This window comes from Paenibacillus albiflavus, assembly GCF_004344915.1.
Classification (GTDB): Bacteria; Bacillota; Bacilli; order Paenibacillales; family NBRC-103111; genus Paenibacillus_AM; species Paenibacillus_AM albiflavus.
In genome coordinates, this window is the sequence record NZ_SKFG01000012.1 from 38,496 (window position 1) to 61,175 (window position 22,680).

At 41.8% G+C, this 22,680-nt stretch carries 26 protein-coding genes, 5 tRNA genes and 1 riboswitch; of the genes, 12 read left to right on the top strand and 19 right to left on the bottom strand.

What is annotated here, in order from left to right:
* Nucleotides 1-361 precede the first annotated feature (361 nt).
* Entirely contained in the window at nt 362-688 is a 327-nt protein-coding gene (locus E0485_RS13075) for a hypothetical protein (RefSeq protein ID WP_132418507.1), read from the top strand.
* Between the two features lie 111 nt (nt 689-799).
* Here the strand turns inward: E0485_RS13075 and E0485_RS13080 are convergent, their stop codons facing one another.
* Nucleotides 800-1,813, bottom strand: coding sequence for a phosphotransferase enzyme family protein (locus E0485_RS13080; protein WP_235857559.1), 1,014 nt, complete (start codon nt 1,811-1,813; stop codon nt 800-802).
* 300 nt (nt 1,814-2,113) lie between these two features.
* On the opposite strand from E0485_RS13080, the gene E0485_RS13085 reads away from it, so the two are divergent.
* The 6 genes from E0485_RS13085 to nspC all read left to right on the top strand — a co-directional run bounded on the left by E0485_RS13085 (nt 2,114) and on the right by nspC (nt 8,408).
* On the top strand, nt 2,114-2,806 hold the full coding sequence (locus E0485_RS13085; protein ID WP_132418508.1) for a response regulator transcription factor: 693 nt from the start codon (nt 2,114-2,116) through the stop codon (nt 2,804-2,806).
* Between the two features lie 82 nt (nt 2,807-2,888).
* Entirely contained in the window at nt 2,889-3,812 is a 924-nt protein-coding gene (locus E0485_RS13090) for an ABC transporter ATP-binding protein (RefSeq protein WP_132418509.1), read from the top strand.
* Complete coding sequence (locus tag E0485_RS13095) at nt 3,805-4,566, top strand: ABC transporter permease (protein WP_132418510.1); 762 nt, start codon at nt 3,805-3,807, stop codon at nt 4,564-4,566. The genes E0485_RS13090 and E0485_RS13095 overlap by 8 nt, the downstream gene beginning before the upstream one ends.
* Before the next feature lie 23 nt (nt 4,567-4,589).
* Nucleotides 4,590-5,486: a sensor histidine kinase gene (locus E0485_RS13100; protein ID WP_132418511.1), complete on the top strand. Its 897-nt coding sequence runs from the start codon at nt 4,590-4,592 to the stop codon at nt 5,484-5,486.
* A 554-nt stretch (nt 5,487-6,040) separates the two neighbouring features.
* On the top strand, nt 6,041-7,279 hold the full coding sequence (locus tag E0485_RS13105) for a saccharopine dehydrogenase family protein (RefSeq protein WP_132418512.1): 1,239 nt from the start codon (nt 6,041-6,043) through the stop codon (nt 7,277-7,279).
* 1 nt (nt 7,280) lies between these two features.
* On the top strand, nt 7,281-8,408 hold the full coding sequence (gene nspC / locus E0485_RS13110; RefSeq protein WP_132418513.1) for a carboxynorspermidine decarboxylase: 1,128 nt from the start codon (nt 7,281-7,283) through the stop codon (nt 8,406-8,408).
* Between the two features lie 102 nt (nt 8,409-8,510).
* Here the strand turns inward: nspC and E0485_RS13115 are convergent, their stop codons facing one another.
* The 8 genes from E0485_RS13115 to E0485_RS25115 all read right to left on the bottom strand — a co-directional run bounded on the left by E0485_RS13115 (nt 8,511) and on the right by E0485_RS25115 (nt 14,615).
* Nucleotides 8,511-9,611: a phosphotransferase enzyme family protein gene (locus E0485_RS13115; protein WP_132418514.1), complete on the bottom strand. Its 1,101-nt coding sequence runs from the start codon at nt 9,609-9,611 to the stop codon at nt 8,511-8,513.
* Nucleotides 9,612-9,861: 250 nt separating this feature from the next.
* Nucleotides 9,862-11,205 carry an APC family permease gene (locus E0485_RS13120; protein WP_132418515.1) on the bottom strand — a complete coding sequence of 448 codons (1,344 nt, stop codon included), beginning with the start codon at nt 11,203-11,205 and terminating at the stop codon, nt 9,862-9,864.
* A gap of 10 nt (nt 11,206-11,215) precedes the next feature.
* Nucleotides 11,216-11,932: a cysteine hydrolase family protein gene (locus tag E0485_RS13125; protein ID WP_132418516.1), complete on the bottom strand. Its 717-nt coding sequence runs from the start codon at nt 11,930-11,932 to the stop codon at nt 11,216-11,218.
* Nucleotides 11,933-12,092: 160 nt separating this feature from the next.
* Nucleotides 12,093-12,277: riboswitch (Lysine riboswitch) on the bottom strand.
* Between the two features lie 164 nt (nt 12,278-12,441).
* Entirely contained in the window at nt 12,442-13,143 is a 702-nt protein-coding gene (locus E0485_RS13130; protein ID WP_132418517.1) for an AIM24 family protein, read from the bottom strand.
* A gap of 7 nt (nt 13,144-13,150) precedes the next feature.
* Nucleotides 13,151-13,591, bottom strand: coding sequence for a hypothetical protein (locus E0485_RS13135; protein WP_132418518.1), 441 nt, complete (start codon nt 13,589-13,591; stop codon nt 13,151-13,153).
* Nucleotides 13,592-13,855: 264 nt separating this feature from the next.
* Nucleotides 13,856-13,954, bottom strand: a complete 99-nt coding sequence (locus tag E0485_RS25905) for an SHOCT domain-containing protein (RefSeq protein ID WP_132418519.1) — start codon at nt 13,952-13,954, stop codon at nt 13,856-13,858.
* A gap of 157 nt (nt 13,955-14,111) precedes the next feature.
* Nucleotides 14,112-14,324 (bottom strand): hypothetical protein, encoded by a 213-nt coding sequence (locus E0485_RS13145; RefSeq protein WP_132418520.1) that lies wholly within the window; start codon nt 14,322-14,324, stop codon nt 14,112-14,114.
* A 144-nt stretch (nt 14,325-14,468) separates the two neighbouring features.
* A complete protein-coding gene (locus tag E0485_RS25115; protein WP_165921171.1) occupies nt 14,469-14,615 on the bottom strand; it encodes a hypothetical protein in 147 nt (48 codons plus the stop codon).
* 283 nt (nt 14,616-14,898) lie between these two features.
* Here E0485_RS25115 and E0485_RS13150 point away from each other — a divergent pair, with 283 nt between their 5' ends.
* The 3 genes from E0485_RS13150 (at nt 14,899) to E0485_RS25910 (ending at nt 16,178) form a co-directional block, all read left to right on the top strand.
* Nucleotides 14,899-14,973: a sporulation protein YjcZ gene (locus tag E0485_RS13150; protein ID WP_132418641.1), complete on the top strand. Its 75-nt coding sequence runs from the start codon at nt 14,899-14,901 to the stop codon at nt 14,971-14,973.
* Nucleotides 14,974-15,314: 341 nt separating this feature from the next.
* On the top strand, nt 15,315-15,425 hold the full coding sequence (locus E0485_RS25330) for a YjcZ family sporulation protein (RefSeq protein ID WP_207910982.1): 111 nt from the start codon (nt 15,315-15,317) through the stop codon (nt 15,423-15,425).
* 486 nt (nt 15,426-15,911) lie between these two features.
* Nucleotides 15,912-16,178 (top strand): tyrosine-type recombinase/integrase, encoded by a 267-nt coding sequence (locus tag E0485_RS25910; protein WP_132418642.1) that lies wholly within the window; start codon nt 15,912-15,914, stop codon nt 16,176-16,178.
* A gap of 49 nt (nt 16,179-16,227) precedes the next feature.
* Here E0485_RS25910 and E0485_RS13160 read toward each other — a convergent pair.
* The 6 genes from E0485_RS13160 to E0485_RS13185 all read right to left on the bottom strand — a co-directional run bounded on the left by E0485_RS13160 (nt 16,228) and on the right by E0485_RS13185 (nt 17,397).
* Nucleotides 16,228-16,309, bottom strand: a tRNA-Leu gene (locus E0485_RS13160).
* A gap of 18 nt (nt 16,310-16,327) precedes the next feature.
* Nucleotides 16,328-16,403 (bottom strand) — tRNA-Lys (locus E0485_RS13165).
* A gap of 22 nt (nt 16,404-16,425) precedes the next feature.
* Nucleotides 16,426-16,500 (bottom strand) — tRNA-Glu (locus E0485_RS13170).
* 223 nt (nt 16,501-16,723) lie between these two features.
* Nucleotides 16,724-16,815: transfer RNA gene (locus tag E0485_RS13175), tRNA-Ser, on the bottom strand.
* Nucleotides 16,816-16,823: 8 nt separating this feature from the next.
* Nucleotides 16,824-16,896, bottom strand: a tRNA-Asn gene (locus E0485_RS13180).
* A gap of 18 nt (nt 16,897-16,914) precedes the next feature.
* The gene (locus E0485_RS13185) at nt 16,915-17,397 is read right to left on the bottom strand and encodes a SprT family protein (protein ID WP_132418521.1); all 483 of its coding nucleotides are present in this window, start codon (nt 17,395-17,397) and stop codon (nt 16,915-16,917) included.
* Between the two features lie 139 nt (nt 17,398-17,536).
* Between E0485_RS13185 and E0485_RS13190 the strand changes: the two genes are divergently transcribed.
* The gene (locus E0485_RS13190) at nt 17,537-17,884 is read left to right on the top strand and encodes a hydrolase/acyltransferase (RefSeq protein WP_132418522.1); all 348 of its coding nucleotides are present in this window, start codon (nt 17,537-17,539) and stop codon (nt 17,882-17,884) included.
* A gap of 175 nt (nt 17,885-18,059) precedes the next feature.
* On the top strand, nt 18,060-18,215 hold the full coding sequence (gene cmpA / locus E0485_RS13195) for a cortex morphogenetic protein CmpA (protein ID WP_132418643.1): 156 nt from the start codon (nt 18,060-18,062) through the stop codon (nt 18,213-18,215).
* 57 nt (nt 18,216-18,272) lie between these two features.
* Here cmpA and E0485_RS13200 read toward each other — a convergent pair whose 3' ends face one another.
* The 4 genes from E0485_RS13200 to alr all read right to left on the bottom strand — a co-directional run bounded on the left by E0485_RS13200 (nt 18,273) and on the right by alr (nt 22,577).
* Nucleotides 18,273-20,444: a Tex family protein gene (locus tag E0485_RS13200; protein WP_207910983.1), complete on the bottom strand. Its 2,172-nt coding sequence runs from the start codon at nt 20,442-20,444 to the stop codon at nt 18,273-18,275.
* Nucleotides 20,445-20,634: 190 nt separating this feature from the next.
* Entirely contained in the window at nt 20,635-20,985 is a 351-nt protein-coding gene (locus tag E0485_RS13205; protein ID WP_132418524.1) for a type II toxin-antitoxin system PemK/MazF family toxin, read from the bottom strand.
* A 3-nt stretch (nt 20,986-20,988) separates the two neighbouring features.
* Complete coding sequence (locus E0485_RS13210) at nt 20,989-21,273, bottom strand: CopG family ribbon-helix-helix protein (RefSeq protein ID WP_207910984.1); 285 nt, start codon at nt 21,271-21,273, stop codon at nt 20,989-20,991.
* Between the two features lie 131 nt (nt 21,274-21,404).
* The gene (gene alr, locus E0485_RS13215; RefSeq protein ID WP_132418525.1) at nt 21,405-22,577 is read right to left on the bottom strand and encodes an alanine racemase; all 1,173 of its coding nucleotides are present in this window, start codon (nt 22,575-22,577) and stop codon (nt 21,405-21,407) included.
* Nucleotides 22,578-22,680: the final 103 nt, after the last annotated feature.

A 22,680-nucleotide genomic window follows, 5' to 3' on the forward strand; every position in this document is an offset into this window, starting at 1 on the left:
GAATAGACTCCCTCGAGTAATTACATTTTGGCGAATATTACCATTTTGAGTTTGAGAGTTCAAATTTAAGGGAAAATGAAAAGAATGGCAACATATGCTAGCAGTGTATTAATCCCTAATGTTTCAAAAATAGCGGACTTTCAGGTATCTATTTCACTGCAAAAAGCAATCCAGATGAAAATAACGGACTTTCAGGTACCTATTTGACACTTTTGCCCTCAAATCACCCACTCCCCCTAAATTAAGCACTTCAAAATCCGCTATTGGTGGGAAAGCAAGGGAATTCGAGTAAATAGATACTTGAGAATCCGTTATTTTGAAATCTGACCCCAAACAATGATAAGTATAAGGGAGGTCATTAATGAAATTTTCAATTTTAGGCTTGTTTGCTTCCGTCGGATGCATTATTTTATGTGTTGTTTTTTTGTATTGGAATCCATACTCAAGTACACCACCAAATAGTGGAACGATTAAAGTCATTTATATAATGTTGATTCTCCCAGCTTTAGTTGGCATTGTAGCTTCATTTTTGAAAAATCGAATTTTAATGTGTATTGTGTTTGTCTGGTCTCTTCCTTATGGACTTTATCTAGCTGTGGCGTCAACGAGTATTTGGAACCTATTTGGTATAGTTCTTATTGCTTATATCGTTTCTGCGGTGCAGATGAAGAAGACTGTGGATACTTGATTGATTGCCGTATCGTTCATAAGTTTGGATGAGACTAGATAAATAAATAAAAAAAGCCTTAACCCTGCTTCATAAGAAGGGTTAAAGCTTTGTGAGTCGACGGCGAAAAGACTAGATTTCTCGTTTCTCATACATAAAGGGTTCTTCACACGAATAAATCTCATGGAGAAATCCCTTATACGGAATATCGTCTTCCAAGCATTTTATGCGATACGACAAATCCTCATCACACTCCGGCTCTTCGCCATTGTTTCGCATTACCTCGAATGCATCTACAATATTTTCCATGAGGCTTACCTGAATAAATAAGGACAACTTGTCCAACATCGAATCTTCGATCTTAGTCTCGGATCTGTATCCTGCAAGGACTGTTTCAAAATAATCATCCATAAACTTTTTGCGTTTACCGGCGTCTGGTTCAAATTGTACCCAGCCCACTCCGGTTATCCAGAGACCTGCCAAGTCAAACATATACCAACCGAAACATGAGTTATCAAAATCATATACGGTTATTTGCCCAGTATCATAATCTATTGAATAATTCCCATCGTTGTAATCAAAATGGATCATACCATATGTCTCCGTGTTCCTATCCAATCCTTGTAAGGTATTAAGGAGCTCTACCATCTTCTCCTTCACTAAGGATAAGGAATCGGGTATCAGTTTATCGATATATTCGGCATTGTATTTGTCGAAAAAACTATGTCGGCGATGGACGGGCGTATACCCTTTCGATATTTGATGCAGTTTCCCCAGGGTCTTCCCACAATTGTAAAAATATTCGGTAATCGGAACGCCTTTCCGGTACCGATAATTATTTTCTACAAGCATTTTTCCCTTCGCCTTTTCAAACAGGCAGATATAGAAGGTGTGGTTATTGTGGATGATCTCTTCCAGCAGATTTCCCTTCCGGGAGCTGATTACATTGGAGACACTGCCTCCATGCTCAAATAGATACTGAATATATTCCACTTCGCCTAGGAAATCTTCCCGGTTCCTATCAGGTAAGAAAGCGACTCTGATTATTTGGGCATCAGCGCCCTTTTTCTCACAGGTATATACGACATTCCGCCCTCCATCATGTGCCGGAATCAGCTGAATTTCATAGCCTTCTAATCCGAACAACTCTGATACTACTGTAAGTAAATAGGTATCTCCGATTGAAACAACTTGGTTATAATTTATAACTATCTCTCCTTTTCGCACAAAACATTTATTTTATTATATATACAAAAGAACGTATCACAAAAGCGGCACGCGTAATGAACTTTTTTGATCATTTTAAGTAGCAACAAAATTCCGTAAACGCACTGGATAACTCTGGCTCCCTGGAAAACACTTCTCGATATAAAAGTTAAAATCAGCTATCATATATACTATAGCGCATTCAAATAATGACCAATTAAGGTAACAAAAGGAGATTCAATGAACAACCCGATACATATTCTTGTTGCTGAGGACGACAGCGAAATTAGCCGGTTGTTGTGCAACGTAATTAAGAAAAGCGGCTACATTCCCCAACCCGCCTTTTCAGGAACGGAGGCGCTCCTCTATCTGAATCAGCGGCAATGGAGCATGCTACTGCTCGATCTGATGCTGCCGGGAATGACAGGAGAGGAACTGCTCCAGCGTATCAGCGGACAGAACGATATGCCAGTTATTATCATTTCGGCCAAGGGTGAGCCTCAAACCAAGGTGTCTGCACTGCGCGGGGGGGCGGACGATTTCATTACGAAACCGTTCGACATCGAGGAAGTATCCGCTCGGATCGATTCCCAACTACGTTTATATGCACGGATTGCACAACCGGTCTTGCCCAACGTGCTGCAGCATAAGGGGCTTGTGTTAGATCGCGATACAATGTCGGTTAAAGCAGATGGGGTGGAGCTGGCGCTCACAGCTCGAGAGTATGAGATTCTCGCGTTGCTTATGTCATCCCCGAAAAAGGTTTTCACGAAATCCAATTTATACGAAAATGTTTGGCATGAGCCATTCTACGGAGATGACAACACGGTCAACGTCCATATGAGTAATTTACGCAGCAAGCTGGCCAAGGGCGCTCTCGGAAGTGAATTTATCGAGACGGTATGGGGGATGGGCTATCGGCTTAAGCCTTAAGATATTCTTAATATTTGGCTTTAGATCTCCTTAAGTTTTCATTTCTATACTTGGTCCATCACGTAAAGGAGGCCAAGAAACAATGCACGAGTATGTATTGCAAACAAATCAACTATCCAAAAAGTTCAAAAGCCATACAGCGCTGAACAAAGTCAGTTTATCGATCCGCAAAGGCTCCATCTACGGCTTTATTGGACAAAATGGAGCCGGAAAATCAACCTTGATCCGTATTGTGACCGGACTTGCTTATCCGACTGAGGGAACGATCGAGCTATTTGGTGCCAGTGAAGAGAAGGAGTTGATCCAGGCTCGAAAGCGGATCGGCTCCATTATTGAGAGCCCCGCCTTATTCCCCCATATGACCGCTAGCGAAAATTTGGAAGCGAACCGGCTTCTACGCGGCATCCCGGGTAAAAATTGCATTCCCAGAATGCTGGAACAGGTCGGACTGAAGGAGGTTGGCAAAAAGAAAGCGAAAAATTTCTCCCTTGGGATGAAGCAACGGCTAGGTCTTGCGATCGCCTTGCTGGGCAATCCGGAATTTCTAATTCTAGATGAACCGACTAATGGGCTGGATCCAATAGGTGTTATCGAAATGCGTGAACTGCTCAAACGTTTAAACCGCGAACTAGGCATTACGATACTAATCTCAAGTCATATTCTAAGTGAATTGCATTTGATGGCAACTCATTATGGAATTATTCATCATGGCCAATTGCTGGAACAACTTACTGCCAAGGAAATGAACGAGAAATGTCAGCAGTATGTTTTTATCAAAGTGGATAATCCAGACAAGGCAACAGCCATCATTCAGAACGAGTTAGGAACTTCCGATTTCGAAGTAATGCAGGATGGAGCCATCAAGTTATATAGCCATATTGAGCAGCCAAGCAAAGTATCGTCGGCGCTATTCTCCGCGGGTCTTGCGGTCGAGAAGTTTATGCCCATGGGCGAAGACTTGGAGAGTTATTTCACGAAGCGGATCGGGGGTAATTCGTATGTATAATCTGATCAAAGTCGAGTTTTTCAAACTGCGCAAGAACAGGACGTTTTGGACGTTGCTAATCGCATTTTCCGTCCTTTCAATTGCGTACCCTCTGATGTATTATTTTGACAATCAGTCTAGTGGAAAACCCCAGATCACTGGAGCCCAATTTCTGTTTACCTTTATTTCAAGCAATGCCTACGTTATCAAAATCGGTGTAGCAGTTCTTGCTGGATTTTTCATATCCAACGAATATTCGACAGGTGTTATGAAGACGATCGCATCATCGGGCAACACCAGAGGGCGGCTGTTCACGGCAAAACTGATCGTATTCGCAGTTGGAGCAATGGTCATCTCCCTAGTCTTTCCGATTGTGAGCACAATAGAAGTCACGCTGCTTTCAGGCTTCGGTCATCTGCCAGAGGGTAGCACCATGCTTTTTATACCACGAACGCTCGGGCTGACGCTATTGTACACTGCTGGCTACGCGGCCATCGGGGCGCTGATCGCTATGATCTTTACTGACAGCGGCAAAACAATCAGTTTCTCGGTGATTTTCTTCCTTGTGATCGATTTGGTTTTAGCTAGTGTAGGTTCAAAGATCACTTTATTTGATACTTTATATGACTATTCGATCTTCAAACTGATGGGAGATATCGGCAAGCCTAGTATTGACGCTGGTGATTTGCCAGCACTACTGATCGTGCCGCTGTTGACGTTTGCTATATCCGGGATGCTCGGCATTCTTGTATACCGAAGAAAGGAAATTAAATAACAGATGAAGGGAGCAGGAGAGTCTTGCTTATTCTAGTAGTCATATCGATTACAGCAGCAGTTCTCCTGCTTGTACGCTTATTGATGCTACGACGGGAGTTAGGACGGATAACAGAACAATTGCTCCGTTATAATGAACAGTTAACCGGTAAAAAGATCGATGTCGCACTATTCGATCATAGGCTCGAAGCGCTTGCGGAACAAATTAATCTTCAATCCAATCTTATTGTCGAAGCGAAAGCCCATCGAAAACGAATAGAAAATGAACTTCGGCAGGCGATGGCTAACATATCCCATGATATCCGTACTCCATTAACCTCCATCTTCGGCTATATTCAACTGTTAGAGTCGGAATCCATTACGCCTGAGGAGAAGCTCGAATATGTCACCATCGTTAAAAATCGGACGAGGCGGCTGCAAGCGCTGCTGAACGATTTTTTCGAGCTGTCCGTGATTGAATCATTGGATTATCACCTTAAAACCGAAAAGCTAGAGATGACCTACCTACTCTCCAACATTCTAGTCGGATATTACGATTCGTTCAACGAACGCAACATCACGCCAAACATTCGACTGCCAAAGGAAAATGTATTCGTATACGCTGACGAATCTGCTGTACGGAGAGTCATTGAGAATTTGCTTGTCAATACGATCAAGCATGCCACCGGGCAAGTGGAAATCCGTTTTGAAAGGCAACGAGAAACAGTCGATTTGATAATTGTAAACGAAGCGAAGGAACTTGCTGGAAGCGACATTAGTCTTTTGTTTGACCGATTCTACACCGCAGACCGTACCCGCTCCACTCAAGGTTCGGGACTTGGCCTATCCATCGCCAAAAGTCTAATGAACAAAATGGGTGGCACGTTGACAGCCGAGCAGAGCGGGGAGAAACTAACGATGACCTGCCGTTGGAAACTGTAGAATGTCATCGAAAAAAATAGGCGTTTATTAAAAAAAATTCTTGCTCATTGAATCCTATCCTGCTATTATGAAGAAGCATTAAATTTGGAAAGCTAATATTCAAACTATTTTAGGATCTTTCCAAGCAGATAATCTTTGACCACTTCCTTTAAGGAAGTCAAGGCCATACGGACAGCCGGGTCAAATGCCGACTGGCAACTTTTAGTTGCCCTATTGATTGAGTTAAAAGCTCAAATTTTATAAGTTGGTTACTTTACAACCAGTGCATATGCACACAACTTGTGAAACGGTCAATAAGAGTGGTAAAAGTAATTATTTGCTATATAGACTCTGATCCTATGATACATTTGAATATTAAGAGACCTCCCATAAAACTAATAGTTTTATGGCTGACTGACGAGCACGCAAGTTGTTTGTCTAGTCATGCATATTAGAATTATCTTAATTTAAATGATATCAAAGCAAGTGTGATGCGCATAATGCGTGTTCCGCTTGCTTTTTTTGTTGCCGTTTTTGCATTGAACAAAAATTTATTTAGATTAGGAGATCAAAAAATGGGAAAAGCACTTATCATTGGCGCCGGAGGCGTAGCATCAGTAGCAATTCATAAATGCGTTCAAAACAGCGAGGTTTTCGAAGAAATCTGTATCGCTAGCCGTACAAAATCCAAATGTGATGATCTGAAGGCAAAATTGGATGGCGGAAAAACTAAAATTACGACCGCACAGGTCGATGCAGACAACGTAGATGAGCTGATCGCTCTGATTAACGAAGTGAAGCCGGATATCGTCATGAACCTGGCGCTGCCTTATCAGGATTTGACGATCATGGATGCTTGCCTAGCAACTAAAACTCACTACATGGATACAGCAAACTATGAGCCAGAAGATACGGCAAAATTCGAATATAAATGGCAATGGGAATACCGTGAGCGCTTTGAAAAAGCTGGGATTACAGCTCTATTGGGCAGCGGATTCGACCCAGGTGTAACCGGTGTGTTCTCCGCTTATGCACTGAAACACTATTTTGATGAAATTGAATATATCGATATTTTGGATTGCAATGGTGGGGATCACGGCTATCCATTTGCAACCAACTTCAACCCGGAAATCAACATCCGTGAAGTGTCTGCTAACGGACGCTACTGGGAAAACGGACAATGGATCGAAACAAAACCGATGGAAATTAAACGCGAATATAACTTTGCTGAAGTCGGTCAGAAGGATATGTATCTGCTCTATCATGAAGAGCTCGAATCACTGGCGCAGAACATGCCTGGGCTTAAACGCATCCGTTTCTTCATGACTTTCGGCCAAAGCTATCTCATGCACTTAAAAGCGCTTGAAAACGTAGGAATGACTTCCATCGAACCGATTGAATACGAAGGAAAACAAATCATTCCACTTCAATTCCTTAAAGCCGTACTCCCGGACCCTGCTTCCCTAGGACCTCGTACAGTGGGCAAGACGAACATCGGTTGTATTTTCAAAGGTAAAAAAGATGGTCAAGATAAGACATATTATGTCTACAATATTTGCGACCACCAAGAATGCTATAAAGAAGTGGGCTCCCAGGCTATCTCCTATACGACTGGCGTTCCTGCCATGATCGGCGCTGCGATGATCTTGACTGGCAAATGGAATAAACCAGGCGTATTCAATATCGAAGAGTTCAATCCAGATCCATTCATGGAAGAGTTAAACAAATGGGGACTTCCATGGGTAGAAGACTTTAATCCGGTGCTTGTTGACGCATTGCCTGAAGAAGCTAAAACGCCGGAGCTCGTTCGCTAATATGCGGTTCGAGGAGTTACCGACACCTTGTTTCGTAGTTGATGAAGCGCTAATTGAAAAAAACCTGATCATTTTGAACGGTATCATGCAGCGTACGGGAGCCAAGATTGTGCTAGCGCAAAAAGCTTTTTCTATGACCGCTATGTATCCCCTCATTGGAAAATACTTAAGCGGAACGACCGCGAGCGGTTTATACGAAGCTAGGCTGGGTCACGAGGAAATGGGCAAAGAAAATCACGTCTTTGCCCCTGCCTATCGTGAAGATGAAATCGACGAAATTATATCCATTTGCGACCATATTATCTTCAATTCTTTCTCCCAGCTGGAAAAGTATAAAACGAAAGCTCTAGCAGCCGGCAGAAAAATAGGAATTCGCATCAATCCGGAATGCTCGACGCAAGAAGGACATGAAATATACGATCCTTGTGCGCCAGGGTCAAGATTCGGAGTGAGGCAGGTGGAGTTTCAGCCGGAGCTGCTTGAAGGCGTTTCGGGATTGCATTTCCATACCCTTTGCCAACAAAACTCGGACGATTTGGAAACCACGCTGAACGCGGTAGAAGAAAAGTTCGGGCCATGGTTACCGCAAATGGAATGGATCAATTTTGGCGGCGGTCACCATATCACAAGAGACGACTATGATATCCCTCGACTCGAAGCTTGCATTCGGCGAATGCAGACTAAATACGGCTTGGAAGTCTACCTTGAACCCGGAGAAGCCATTGCGCTCAATGCGGGCTATATGGTTACCTCCGTACTGGATTTCCATAAGAACGGCATCGAGATTGCTATCGTAGATACATCGGCTACATGTCATATGCCGGATGTTCTGGAAATGCCCTACCGTCCACCGCTCTTCGGTTCTGGTGAAGCTGGCGAGAAGCCATACACCTATCGACTTGGCGGTCCGACCTGCCTTACGGGCGATGTAATCGGAGACTACTCTTTCGATCAACCCTTAAAGAGCGGTGATCGATTAGTATTTGGCGATATGGCGATCTACTCCATGGTCAAAACCAACACTTTCAACGGCATGCCACTGCCGGCTATCGCTGTGCAGGAGAAAGACGGCAATTGCCGCGTCGTTCAAGAGTTTGGCTATCAGGATTTTAAGATGAGACTAGCTTAATAAATAACCAAAGCCTTAACCCTGCTTCACAAGAAGGGTTAAGGCTTTTTGATCTAACGTTATCTATCCCTGGAATCAGCTGGACTATCGACAGCGAAAAGACTAGATTTTTCGTTCCTCATACTCAAAGGGTTCTTTACAAGAGTAAATCTCATGGAAAAATCCCTGATATGGAATATCGTCTTCCAAGCATTTGATGAGATACGACAGTACCTCGTCACACTCCAACTCCTCACCATTATCACGCATATCCTTGAATAGCTCTACAATATTTTCCATTATATTTATGTTGATAAACAAGGGCAGCATATTCAGCATCGAATCTTCGAGCTTAGTCTCGGATCTATATCCCTCAAGGACTATTTCAAAATAATCCTCCATAAACTTTTTACGTTTACCGGCGTCTGGTTCAAATTGTATCCAGCCCACTCCATTTCCCCAGATACTGGCTAAGTCAAACATATACCAACCGAAACATGAATTATCGAAATCGTATACGGTTATTTGCCCAGTTTCAAAATCTATTGAATAATTCCCGTCGTTGTAATCGAAATGAATCATCCCGAAAGACTCACAGTTCTTGTCCAATCCTTCCAAGGTTTTAAGGAGCTCTACCAGCTTTTCCTTAAGCAAGGATAAGGTGTCGGGTATCATATTATCGATATATTCGGCATTGAATTTGTCAAAAAAACTATGTCGGCGATGGACTGGCGTATACCCTTTCGATATTTGATGCAGTTTCCCCAGGGTCTTCCCGCAATTGTAAAAATATTCGGTAATCGGAACTCCTTCTCGGTACCGATAATTATTTTCTACAAGCATTTTTCCCTTCGCCTTTCCAAACAGGCAGGCAAAAAAGGTGTGGTTATTGTGGGTGATCTCTTCCAGCAGATTTCCCTTCCGGGAGCTGACTACATCCGAGACACTACCTCCGTGCTCGAACAAATACCTGATATACTCCACTTCTCCAAGAAAATCTTCCCGACTCCTGTCAGGCAAGAAAGCGATTCTGAGTATTTTGGCGCTCTCACCTTCTTTTTCACAGGTATAAACGACATTCCGCCCTCCCTCATGTGGAGGAATCAACTGGATTTCATAGCCTTCTAATCCGAACAACTCTGATACGACTGTAAGTAAATAGGTATCTCCGATTGAAACAACTTCGTTATAATTTATAACTATCTCTCCTTTTCGTACAAACATCTATTTTTTATTACTATACAAAAAGAACATACCACAATAGCGGCACGCTCAATGGACTTTTTTGATCATTTTAGCAGTGTAACTGACCTTATTGAAAGTGACCGCAACAAAATAGTTCTTTGAGGTATATATCTGATGTTTACAAAATTCCACCTTTTAATAAAATAAATCAGCTACCTAACATCGATAGAAACTATCAATACTAGATAACTGACTTATCTTAGAAAGTTACTCTAAGTTCTTTCGGTATTTATAAATCCGTAAAAGTTGTTGGTTTCTTTTTGAAGCCTTTCGTCGTAATGAAAGCATAGATAAAACCTATTGCAAGCCAGATAAAGCCTATCTTCAATGTCATCGGTGATAAATTAATAAATAAGTAGAAGCAAATACCAAATCCTAATCCTGGAATTAATAAGTATCGAATTATTTTCATTTCTTTTTTACGGAAGAAGTAATATACGATCACTGACAAGTTGACAAACATAAATCCTGTCAGGCCCCCAAAGTTCATTAATTCTGCTACGAAATTTATTGATAAAAACAGCGCTCCTAAAACACTAATCACACACATCAATAAAATATTGTATACCGGTGTTTGATATTTTGGATGTAAATGTGTGAAGAACTTTTTCGAAAGTACCTCATCACGCCCCATACTAAACATTAAACGAGATGCACTTGCTTGTCCTGTTAAACCAGCTGTCACTGTCGATACAATAATCGCAACCGTATAAAGAGTTGCAAGAACTGCACCACCTGCTTTTTCCGCTATATCAAATAAAGCCGTATCCGCTGAGCTAAAGTTTGTAACATCAGGCCATACGAGCTGAGCTACATAAGCTTGCCCAATAAAAATAAGTCCTCCGATTAAACAAGCTAAAATAGCTGCCTTCCAAATATCATCTTTCGGATTGACTGCCTCTTCTGAAAGAGTTGTAATCGAATCGAACCCTAAAAACGAGAAGCAGGCCATTGCTGAACCAGAAATAATTGCAGACATAACGAATTTTTCATCATTGAAGAACGGCACAACAGTAAAGAGCGACGTACCACTTTCCCCACCGACAATTGTCTTCACACAAAAAACCACAAAAATAACGACTACAATTCCCATAAACATAACAAGGATTTGATTTGTTTTTGCTGCGATGCCAATACCTAGAATATTGACAGTAGTTATAATACCTGCAATTAATAACACCCATACCCAATACGGAACAGATGGTATTAATGCATTCGCATATGAAGCACCTACCATAAATACAATGAGTGGCACTAAGACATAATCCATAAACATTGCCCACCCTGCAAAAAAACCTAAATGCGGATTGATTGCACGCTGGGTATACGTATAAGTTGACCCTCCATTTGGAAAAACAGCAGCCATTCGACCGTAACTATATGCAGAAAACATCATTGCAACCATCGCAATCAAGTAGGCTAATGGCAACATCCCGTTTGTAGACTCTGCTGCAAAGCCGTAAATATAAGCTGGCGCAATCGGTGTCATAAAAGCAATACCATAAATGACTAAATCTTTTAATGTTAGAACACGCTTTAACTGTAGTGTATGATCATTGGTTGTTTGACTCATAGTCCACTTCTCACACATTCACTAGTTTCGTTTTTGATAGTTCTTCCGTTACTAAATCAATTACTTCATCAGTACTCATCACTTGGCAGTAAATTTGATTCATAATCATAATTTCAGCATCATGAAGCTGTTGCGTTGCAGCTGCACATGCATCTTCAACTAAAATAACTTCAAAGCCTGCGTCAGCTAAGCTTCGAACTGTTGAAGCAACACATTGATCAGTTACAACACCTGTACAAACTACTGTTTCAATGCCCATATTACGCAGTAAAAATTCATAATTCGTTCCACTTAATACGCTATCTGTCGTTTTATTTACAACAATTTCGTCATCAAGAGGCTTTAATTCATCCACCATCTCCGCTCCTGGGTCACCGATTGGCAATAAAATATTGTTCCATCCTGGACGGCGTTGTACAGGAGAACGATCTCGTCCATCTTTATGATGGCAAGCAATACGACCAAATGTTACTTCTAATTTATTCGTACGGAAAAAATCTAAAAGCTTTTTATTGTTCGGAATCGTTAAATTGTCGATACGATTAAAAAAGTATTCCCACTGATCAAACATGCCCTTTTCTCTTGCAACCTGCGCGTCTAATCCGTCGCGGCTAATAAATTGATGTTGCATGTCTACTATTAGTAATGCTGTTTTATCTGGGTTCACGTTTATTTTTTTACCGTCAGTCGGTAAAAATTGATAATATAATGTTGATGTATTTTCCATAATAATTCCTCCAGTATACCTCTAATTCCAAAATGTTTAGACAAATAAAAAAACAGAACTCTTTGTGCAAAAGAATCCTGTTTAACACAAAAATGACCTACGCATTTAAAGCTAGAAACTTAAAATGAATCGACCATTTAAAATTCCCACTGTTTGTCTAAACAGAGATAGCACAACTTCATAAACACGTATGTTTACGAAGACAGTCCTGTAACTATTCGCTACAGACCCAGTATATGATGGCGAGAACTCACCACATACTTCGGCGACACTTCCTTCTACCTAACTTCTTCATCTTCTCGGACTCCATTAGGTACTGTTAACTGTCGCGCCTCTACCTCACTATCGGAAAAGTGAGGTTTATTTAATTGTTTGAGATGATTATATCATTGCATTTTTTCTATATCAACTTAATATTTACTATATTAAATATATTCCCAATATCTGCAGATAAATAGTTTTAAGATAACAAAGAAAAGCCTTTGATTATCAAAGACCTTTCTTTGTACTTATTTTATTAAGATACCACCAAACGGAATAACTTCTCTTAGAACCCGTTTTATAAATCCGTCACCTTCAATGTCCTGTTCAAGCTGGCTGTCGGACTTGCCTGTCTGAACTAACGCATAGCCTCGGCCCGTGATTTCCCAATGATAATTCATATGTTGACTCGCCAAAGTATTCCCATACACACGAGGTGTCAGAGTTGCATTCTCTGGATAGGCTACGAGACAGCCTACATCTATGTACGTCGGTAAATCAGGATGAAGTTCAATCCGATGAAGAGGCCCATGTGACAGGATGCCAAGCTGTCCATCATGGCTGGAAAATTTCATTTTCACCAATTCACGCGTAATAATGGCATTCTTAAACCTCTGCACTTTGCGTTCGACACGCATTCCTTCCGTATAGAACAATACATGCTTCCATTCGAATAACAAATCACTATCATCGTAAATCGGAATTGTCTGCATCGAATATCCGGCAGGCAAGCCAATCATAAATTGAGAAGGTCCACTAATATGAGATTGAATTAGTTTTCTTTTACGGTACATGCCCGTAATATCCATCAGTCGATCTTCTCGCTGATTGGAATTACCCTGAAAAGAAATAATCTGTTTCGGGTGTAGAACATGTATGGATTCCCCCTCTTCTAAACGAAGGGACACGGATTGGGACAGAATCGAGGTAGACTCACTCCAAATCTCCATGAATAATCTAACTCCTTTCTTTAGGACTTCGCCGCCAGACCATTATCCTAATTACACGAGTCGCTACAAAAGAAAATAGGAGCAAACCTATAAAAGTTAATGTACCTTTGATAAACCAACTTACATGCTTCTGCTGCTGCAAATTTTCTGCCTCTAAGAGTTGAACTCGTTCACTTAACTGATCATTTTTGAAGCGGAGCTGCTCATTCTCAAGATTTAATTGCTGCATGACTTTCTCATACTGTTCCTGATTCGCTTTAAAGCTCTGTTCAATTTGATCATATTTGGACTTTAGATCACTAACATCGGAAGGCAGTTCACTTATACCAGTCATCCAATCCCATAATCCCGCATGCGCGCGAGGAAGTGGTCCAGCCAAATTTATGGTAAACAAAACAATTAGTATAGATAAGAATATCAAGATTCCTTTTCTCTGATATTTCAACAAAACAGTATCTCTCCTAAATTTATTTTAGTAATCAAATTATATACGAGATTTTGTCGAATTCCTATCGAACCAATCAAAAAAATAAAAAAGCCCTTGCTCTACTGCAAGGACTTTCTTTGTTATGCGGTCGGCGGGATTTGAACCCGCACGTCTATTGGACACTTAAAATCATCTACACCGAATGATTGATTACATCCTGCTTCACAGATTGTTTGCATACTACCAACTCACAAAAAAGAGCCGCATCGCGACTCTGCCCCATTGTTATATTCCTAGTAATTGTTTCTTTTTATTATTAAATTCTTCTTGCGTGATAATACCTTCATCAAGTAATTTTTTGAATTTTTTTCTTTGCAGAAACATTCAAATAAGGATTCTGTTGAAATATCTTCAAAAATAAATTTATTCGATCAAACGTAATCGTAACACCGTTTAGCGTTGCCAGCTGCAATAACACGGTCCCACAATCTTATCTTGAATTCTTCCAATTCAGTGCTTCTATCCAGGTTAGTTTTTCCGTTCATGCCACATTATCGTTAGTTGCAATAGATTCCCCAGCTGTTAGAACTCTTTCATCCATCATTTTTTTGAAATGCTTTGCCATTTCCATGTGATGAGCTTTCAATTGTTCATGATAATGATACATCTTCATGTGCCAATCATGCATTTGCCTCCAATATAACTGATGGTCATGCGTGTACATTGGCATTGCGTAATGCGTAAACGAATTCATCCTTTTATCATGCCTCCTGGTTATCACAGATGTTAAAGAACTTACAACATCAGTCTACGGAGAGATACCCATTGATAACACGGCACTTACCTATTTAATAACCCAATTAAGAGAACCTGATTACCAAATATTTCGATTTGATGTTCATTTTTTCTTATTTAGAGCTTTCCGTTTTTCTGTATCCACTTTTGTTTTTTGTAGACTATGTTTATCAAGGCAATCTAATTCATTATATCCACTATTAAGCCTTTGACCCTTTAAATCAGATGGAGTAAGTTTTCTATTTTTCATGAACCTTATTGCTCCTTCACTAAATTGCTCAAGGTATTCGATCTTATTAAGTTAACCGCATAATATACTTTATTGAGCATTGAGTAATAAGCGGTCCTTTACTTTTACATAAGCTAAAACAAGCAAATAACCTTGTACTTTCATCCAATCATTTCATTATCTTGAACATATTATATCTTAAATTGGAGAAATGGAGGGATTTCGTATGAGTGGATTTGATAGATGTCATGAAGAAAGACGTGAAGAAAGACGTGAAGAAAGACGTGAAGAAAGACATCACGGAATATTTACTTCTACAGCTGCAATTTTAGTTCTTTTTATCCTTTTAGTTATTATCACTAAAACATTTTTGTACTAAGAGTTAAACAGAAGAAAAGATTTAATCCGACTACTTTTTTCTCCATAGAGCGTTCTTTTTGAGATTGATTGAGATAATCTCGAACAAAGATCCCTACCGGCCAAAAGGTTAGTAGGGATTACTTTTCTATACGGACAACACTATTAATATTATGAATAGGTATTAAATCGATGCCATCAACTAATCTAATTTTTATCTGATTCTTTTTCACATAAACGACCATATACACTTATATACACGCCATAACAATACTGTACACGCCAATTCCACGTACTTTCATCCAAGCAAAACAGATTCTTAGACATATGATGTTATTAGTTGACAGGAAAGGGGGCTTTCATATGGGAGAAGTTGGAGGATACGGCGGTTATGGTGGTATGTTTACTTCTACGGGAGCAATTTTAGTTCTTTTTATCCTTTTAGTTATTATTCTAAGCTCTTTTTGTTTTTAAAGAGTTTAACAGAAGTAAAGATGGAATCCGATACATTTTCTGAATGAAAAATAATCCCTACTACCAAAAGGCTAGTAGGGATTTTATATTCCCAAACGTTTGGGATTTTGAAGCAAAAAAATAAACCTAACAGACCAAAGTCCATCAGGGCTTACGGATCGTAGGCGCGTCCTTACCAACGTTGGGATTATTATACAATAATTTACAAATTTAAACAAGTCTAATGTATTTCTGTTCTGTTTTGAGCTAATGAGCAGTAATGAGGATCAACTTCAAAACCTTTAAATATCCTGCCTGACTTTATTGAAGCTTCAGCAACCGGCCCCACCAACAATACAGTTCTTAATTGTAAATCCGACTTGCTGCATCCAAAGAGACATGAGAGGGTACATACGCCAATCGGGTGGTGATAGACAGTATGTTTTTCATGGCGGGTATGGTAAACCTTTTTATCATAGTTACCCATAAAAATGATGGGGAAAATTTATCAAACGCAATGGACTCAAATATATTCGTTTTCACGATCTTAGATGTAGTTCAGCAACATTACTACTAGAAACTGGAGTATCAATGAAAGCAATTCAAAAAAGATTAGGCCATTCGAAGGAGCAAACCACCTCAGACATCTATACGCATGTAACTAAGAAGCTAAGTCGAGATACTGCTGAAAAGTTTGACAAATTTGCCCCTGCAAGTTTTCGTCCCCAATCCGTCCCCAAGCCCGAAACTGAGAGTGTATCGTCCTCGCAATAAGATCCCTGGACAAAAGAAAAAAGCCTTATATCAAGGCTTCTCTCTGTTATGCGGTCGGCGGGATTTGAACCCGCACACCCACTGGGCACTACCCCCTCAAGATAGCGTGTCTGCCGTTCCACCACGACCGCATAGTATGAAGTTGAAACTGGTGAGCCATGAAGGACTCGAACCTTCGACACCCTGATTAAAAGTCAGGTGCTCTACCAACTGAGCTAATGGCTCTCATGATGTGAGATAAAATAAGTGGTGACCCGTAGGGGATTCGAACCCCTGTTACCTCCGTGAAAGGGAGGTGTCTTAACCCCTTGACCAACGGGCCGAGCATAACTCTTTTGTTCGACGTCATTTTGGCGACAAGTGTTATTATACGGGATACTTGATTGAAATACAAGAGTTTTTTCGTATTATAGAATTTATTACATTCGTGTCATAAAATTCTAAGTAATACCTTAAGAAACGAACCGCCTATAAGGACGGTAAAACCGTTTCTTCTAGTCTAAAAACTAAAAAAGTCGCTAAGCGACTTATTAAGTGCTAAAGTATGGCGGAGAGAGAGGGATTCGAACCCTCGCACCACTTACGCAGTCTAACCCCTTAGCAGAGGGTCCCCTTATAGCCACTTGGGTATCTCTCCAAGAAAAGCTCCCCGAACAGGACTCGAACCTGTGACAACTCGATTAACAGTCGAGTGCTCTACCAACTGAGCTATCAGGGAATAACAATAATTAATTTATCATGAATGGGACGCCGAGTCAAGTTCCACCAACTTTAATTTGCCATGACATTTGCCGCACAAGTATTTGCGAACATCCACCTTACGTTTGCGCATATATTCCATTTTGCAAGATACACACACTAAACGATATTTATACGGTAATCGACGATTGCCCCCCATTGCATCAGGCAATGATTTGCAGTAGCGAGATCCGCCTACCTGCTTCAAGAGCTGCTTAAAATCCTCATCTCGATGATTATAACCGCGCTTCATTAAATGTAGATGATAATGGCAGAGCTCATGCTTGATTATCTTTTCTGTTTCCTCTACTCCATAGAGCTCATACTGCAAGGAAGAGATTTCAATGTTATGACTCCTGGTAAAATAACGCCCGCCTGTCGAGCGAAGTCTGGAGTTAAAGGTTGCACGATGTTTAAACGGTCTGCCAAAGGATTCCGTCGAGACCCGTTCAACCCACTGCTGTAATTGTTCATCGTTCATTCCTTCGTTCCTCCATGATCCACTTATTCCTTCATCCACTTCTCACTTGAATTTGTACCCCTACTGCTACTATACTGTCAAGTAGTAGAATAACGTTAATGTAAACAATGGTATGTATAATGAAAGGGGTCATCTACCGATGTCTAAAATGAGATATGGAATATTAAAAGCACAGGATCAAATCGAGTTTGTCGAAATGCCTGCAACTCATATGTATCAATTAACTGCCTTGAATCGTAGATTACATAAAGAAATTGATAAATTAACAGCAAGTCATGTACCAGCGCTTCCACTTGTTGTTGCTGAATGCAATGATCTTGAACTTGCGCTGCCTGATTACAAAGTAATTCATGGCTTGACGTATATCAACGAGCTAGAGCAAGCTTTTGCCGTAGTTGATGAGAAAACGTACCCGCTCATTTCCCTACTTACGGAAATTCGAGCATTACAAGCTCAATTAGAGCAATGGTACGAGGAAGAATATTAATAAGAAAAGCTTCCTTACTTAGAAAAAAGTTCAGACTTGCACCCTATCCGCTTTAGGCTCATATACTTGTGAGTAATCAGGTTATCGGGTTATAACAGATAAGTCAATGACCAGATCACTTCATATAGAATGGCTGGAGGGGATGTCTATGCCACATTCACCATCGATGCCGCAAATGCCACAATGGCTCTGCAACCAGCTTATGCGGGCATATTTAACTAAGAATCGGAAGCAAATTCGGCTGCTCAACGATTCCTGGTTCTTCTACAGGACTCGGCTCTTAACCAAAGGACAACATAAAGAAACTGCATCATCGACGACTAACGACTAGTGATGAAACAAAAAGCAGATGAACCGCGCATAAGCGGGTTCATCTGCTTTATTTGTTTTATGAACGATGTGGATCCTTCATCGTGAGGGAGACGCGGCCCTTCTTGAGATCAACGCTGAGCACCCATACCTTAACGGTATCGCCGATAGAAACAACGTCCATCGGATGCTTCACGTAGGAGTTGCTTAGCTGCGAGATGTGAACGAGCCCGTCATTCTTGATGCCAATGTCGACGAACGCACCGAAATCGATTACGTTGCGGACGGTTCCATGCAGCTCCATCCCTGGCGCGAGGTCCTCGATCTGAAGCACGTCTGTGCGGAAGATCGGAGGAGACAATTCCTCGCGCGGGTCACGACCTGGACGCTGCAATGCGTCCAGAATATCCTTCAGCGTCGGAACGCCGACGCTGAGCTTGTCCGCCAGCGCAGCTGGCTCGAGCGCTGCCAGCCGTTCGCGCAGCAGCTGGGAAGCGAGCTCCTTAGGCGAAGCGCCTAACTCGCTGAGCAAGCGATCCACCACCTCGTAGGACTCGGGGTGGATCGGGGTATTATCCAGCGGGTCTGTGCCCTCGCTGATTCGCATGAAACCTACGCATTGCTCGTAGGTTTTGGCACCCAAACGCGGCACTTTCTGAAGCTGTGCGCGTTTCTTAAACTTACCGTTCTCCTCACGGTAAGCAACGATATTGCGGGCAATGGTTGCGTTAATGCCCGCTACATATGAGAGCAGCGCCGCTGATGCGGTGTTCACGTCGACACCGACGTGGTTAACCGCTGACTCGACGACTGCCGTCAAGCTTCCCTCAAGATGCTTCTGGGACACATCATGTTGATATTGCCCCACACCAATCGCCTTCGGTTCAATCTTCACCAGCTCCGCCAGCGGATCTTGCAGCCTGCGGGCAATCGAAACAGCGCTCCGCTCCGCTACGTCAAGATCAGGGAACTCCTCCTGTGCTAGCTTGGAGGCGGAGTACACGCTCGCGCCTGCCTCGCTCACGATCAAATACTGCAAGTGGCGCCGGCTCGACGCTTGCTCTTCCTTAATAAACTCCGCAACGAATTGCTCCGTTTCGCGAGAAGCGGTTCCGTTACCGATGACGATTAATTCTACGTCATACTTGTCCACTAACGTGTGAAATTTATTCTTCGCCTCGACGACTTTGTTCGCTGGCGGCGTTGGATACGTAACGGCTACTTCCAACATTTTGCCCGTCTCATCGACAACGGAGAGCTTACAGCCTGTCCGATACGCAGGGTCGACGCCAAGAACCACCTTGCCCTTCACAGGCGGCTGCAAGAGAAGATTACGCAGATTCTCCGCAAAGATCGCAATCGCATGGGTCTCGGCTTTCTCGGTTAACTCGCCGCGCACCTCACGATCAATAGAAGGCTCGATTAACCGTTTATAAGCATCTTCAATCGTTGTACGCAGCAGATCGCTCACAATCGATACGCCTTTGATCACCTGTCCGCCAATCCAATCATGTACACGGTCAGTTGGAACGACTAGCTTTACTTTAAGAACATCCTCACGCTCACCACGGTTAATGGCAAGTGTACGATGTGGCGGCAGCTTGCGAATTGGTTCTTGATACGCGTAATACATCTCATAAACGGATTCCTGCTCAGCATCCTTAGCTTCCGTCTGAACAATCCCTTGATCAAATGTAAATTTACGAATCCAGGAACGAATTTTGGCATTGTCCGCAATCGATTCCGCGATGATATCCATCGCTCCTTGAAGCGCATCTTCCGCAGTAGGGACTGACTTCTCTTCATCTATGTATTTGGCAGCTTCGCTTATAGCGTCACCGCTCTTAGGCTGTGTCATAATCCAATCTGCAAGTGGCTCAAGACCCCGCTCCTTGGCAACGGATGCACGAGTTTTACGTTTTTGCTTATAAGGGCGATATAAGTCCTCAACCTCTTGTAGCTTAGTTGATGCAAGAATGGCGCCGCGCAGCTCATCCGTCAACTTGCCTTGCTCATCAATTAATCGGATGACTTCCTGCTTGCGCTCTTCTAGGCCTCTTAAGTAACGTAGACGTTCTTCAATATCCCGAAGCTGATTCTCGTCAAGCTCACCTGTCATTTCCTTCCGATATCTCGCGATAAAAGGAATCGTGTTCCCCTCATCTAATAAGCCTACAGCAGTCTTTACCTTGCCGACAGGCAGACTAAGTTCGGCTGCGATCTGTTTAACAATTTGACCTTCTGTCTCCACTACGTAATTCCACCTTTCCTGACACAAGAAGAAACGGTTTCACCGTCCTTAAAGGCGGTGCGTTTCTTAAGGTATTCCTTAGAATTTATGACACGAATGTTATAAATTCTAGAATACCAAAAAAGAGGAACTCAAAGTCCCCCCATCATGTAATCACTTATCGTTCATACAAGGGGCAATGTTTCCTCTTTTAAAATTCAATTAATCCTAGACTGACCTGCAAAGCATCATCCACTTTGCCCATCATTTCCTCATCCAAATGAGTAATTTTGTCTGTCAGGCGTTGTTTATCAATCGTACGCACTTGTTCAAGCAAAATAACGGAGTCTCGATCAAAACCGTGGACTTCGGCATCAATTTCGACATGCGTTGGAAGCTTGGCTTTCTGAATTTGGGCAGTAATAGCCGCAACGATAACGGTTGGACTAAAACGATTACCAATATCGTTCTGGATGATCAGCACAGGTCTTACTCCACCTTGCTCAGATCCAACGACAGGTGACAAATCCGCAAAAAAAACATCGCCACGTTTAACAATCAAGATTTACACCCCGCTAACTAAGCGATCCACTGTACCGTCCGCTTCTTCCTCCGCCAAAAATGCTTCTGAAGCCATGCTTAAATTAATTTTGGCCATTTCCAAATAGCCTCTTTGCATGGATTCGCGTATGGAGCGTTTTTTGCGTTCGATTAGGTATAACTTCATCGCTTGACGTATAAACTCACTGCGATTCGAATTTTCTTTCTGTACGATGCCATCAACTTCTTGCAGTAAATGGTCTGGCAACGAAATCATTATTCTTTTTGTGCTATGCAAATTGCTCACCATCTTGCACCCCCAGAAACAGTACAAAACAATATTACCATTTTAACATTTATCTTGCAAATTTATACAAGAACAAGTATATGTGGCGGATATACATTCTATGATATAACGAGGTATATATTATGAGTATACATTTATCCTTCCCAAAGTGCGTTAACAACTTTCACAACTTTGTGTCTTTTTACATATACTCGCGGTACACGACTGGCAATCATACATCCTACTTCGTAATTTATCGTACCTAATTTGGCAGCTAACTCCTCTGCTGTAATTCGCTCATTCCCTTGTGCGCCAAGGATGACAACCTCATCACCTACCGCAGCATTCTGAATACCGCTCACGTTAATCATGCACTGATCCATGCAAATACTTCCAACAATTGGCACTCGCTGACCCTGTACAAGCACATCTACTTGACCATTTAATCTGCGCGAATATCCGTCTGCATACCCAAGCGGAAGAGATGCGATTTGCTCGTCTCCCTTTGTTCGATACTTAAGTCCATAGCTAATTCCAGAATTAGTAGGCAATGTTTTGACCAAAGCAATCTTTGTTTTAACGCTCATGACGGGCTTAAGCTTAATTTGGTCCATCTTTACTTCTTCGGAAGGATACAATCCATACAGCGCTACCCCAATCCGTACCATATTAAAGGATAATTCAGGTGTATCAATTGCCGCTGCACTATTGCCTGCATGTATGTAAGGAATGTCAATTCCTTGATTATGCAAATTGTCGACTAACTTCGCAAAATGCTCATACTGTTCGATAACATATGATTTATCCGCATGATCCGCTGTTGCAAAATGGGTAAACAAGCCTTCCACATGAACATGAGGAAGCTTCTTTAATTCTTCTATAAAAGTGACTGCTTCTGCCTGTTCACGCAATCCGATTCGTCCCATGCCTGAGTCAATTTTGACATGAACTTTAAGCCTTTGAGTAGTAGACGGCTCTCTTGCTTGCAAGGCTGCAAGCAGTTCCTGACTAAATACATTCAACGTAATATCGTGATCGATTGCCAAATCGATTCCTTCAGGAGATGTATAGCCCAATACGAGGATCGACGCTGTGATTCCTGCTTTTCGCAAATTAAGTGCTTCATCCAAAAAAGCTACTCCTAAATAGTCGGCACCTTGCTCTAATACTTGCTCTGCAACCTGCACAGCTCCATGACCATAAGCGTTCGCTTTGACGACTGCCATCATTCGCAGTTCATTTGGCAATACTCTTCTAAACTCTGACCAATTCCATTCAAGCGCATCGAGTGAGATCTCTGCCCAAGTAGGTCGATAGAATCCCTCCACCTGCTACACCTTCTTTTCCGATTCTCATTGTCATTTCTCTTTATCCATAGTAGACATATAGCAATAAGGGGAGAATCATCACATGACCCTACCCTTATATACT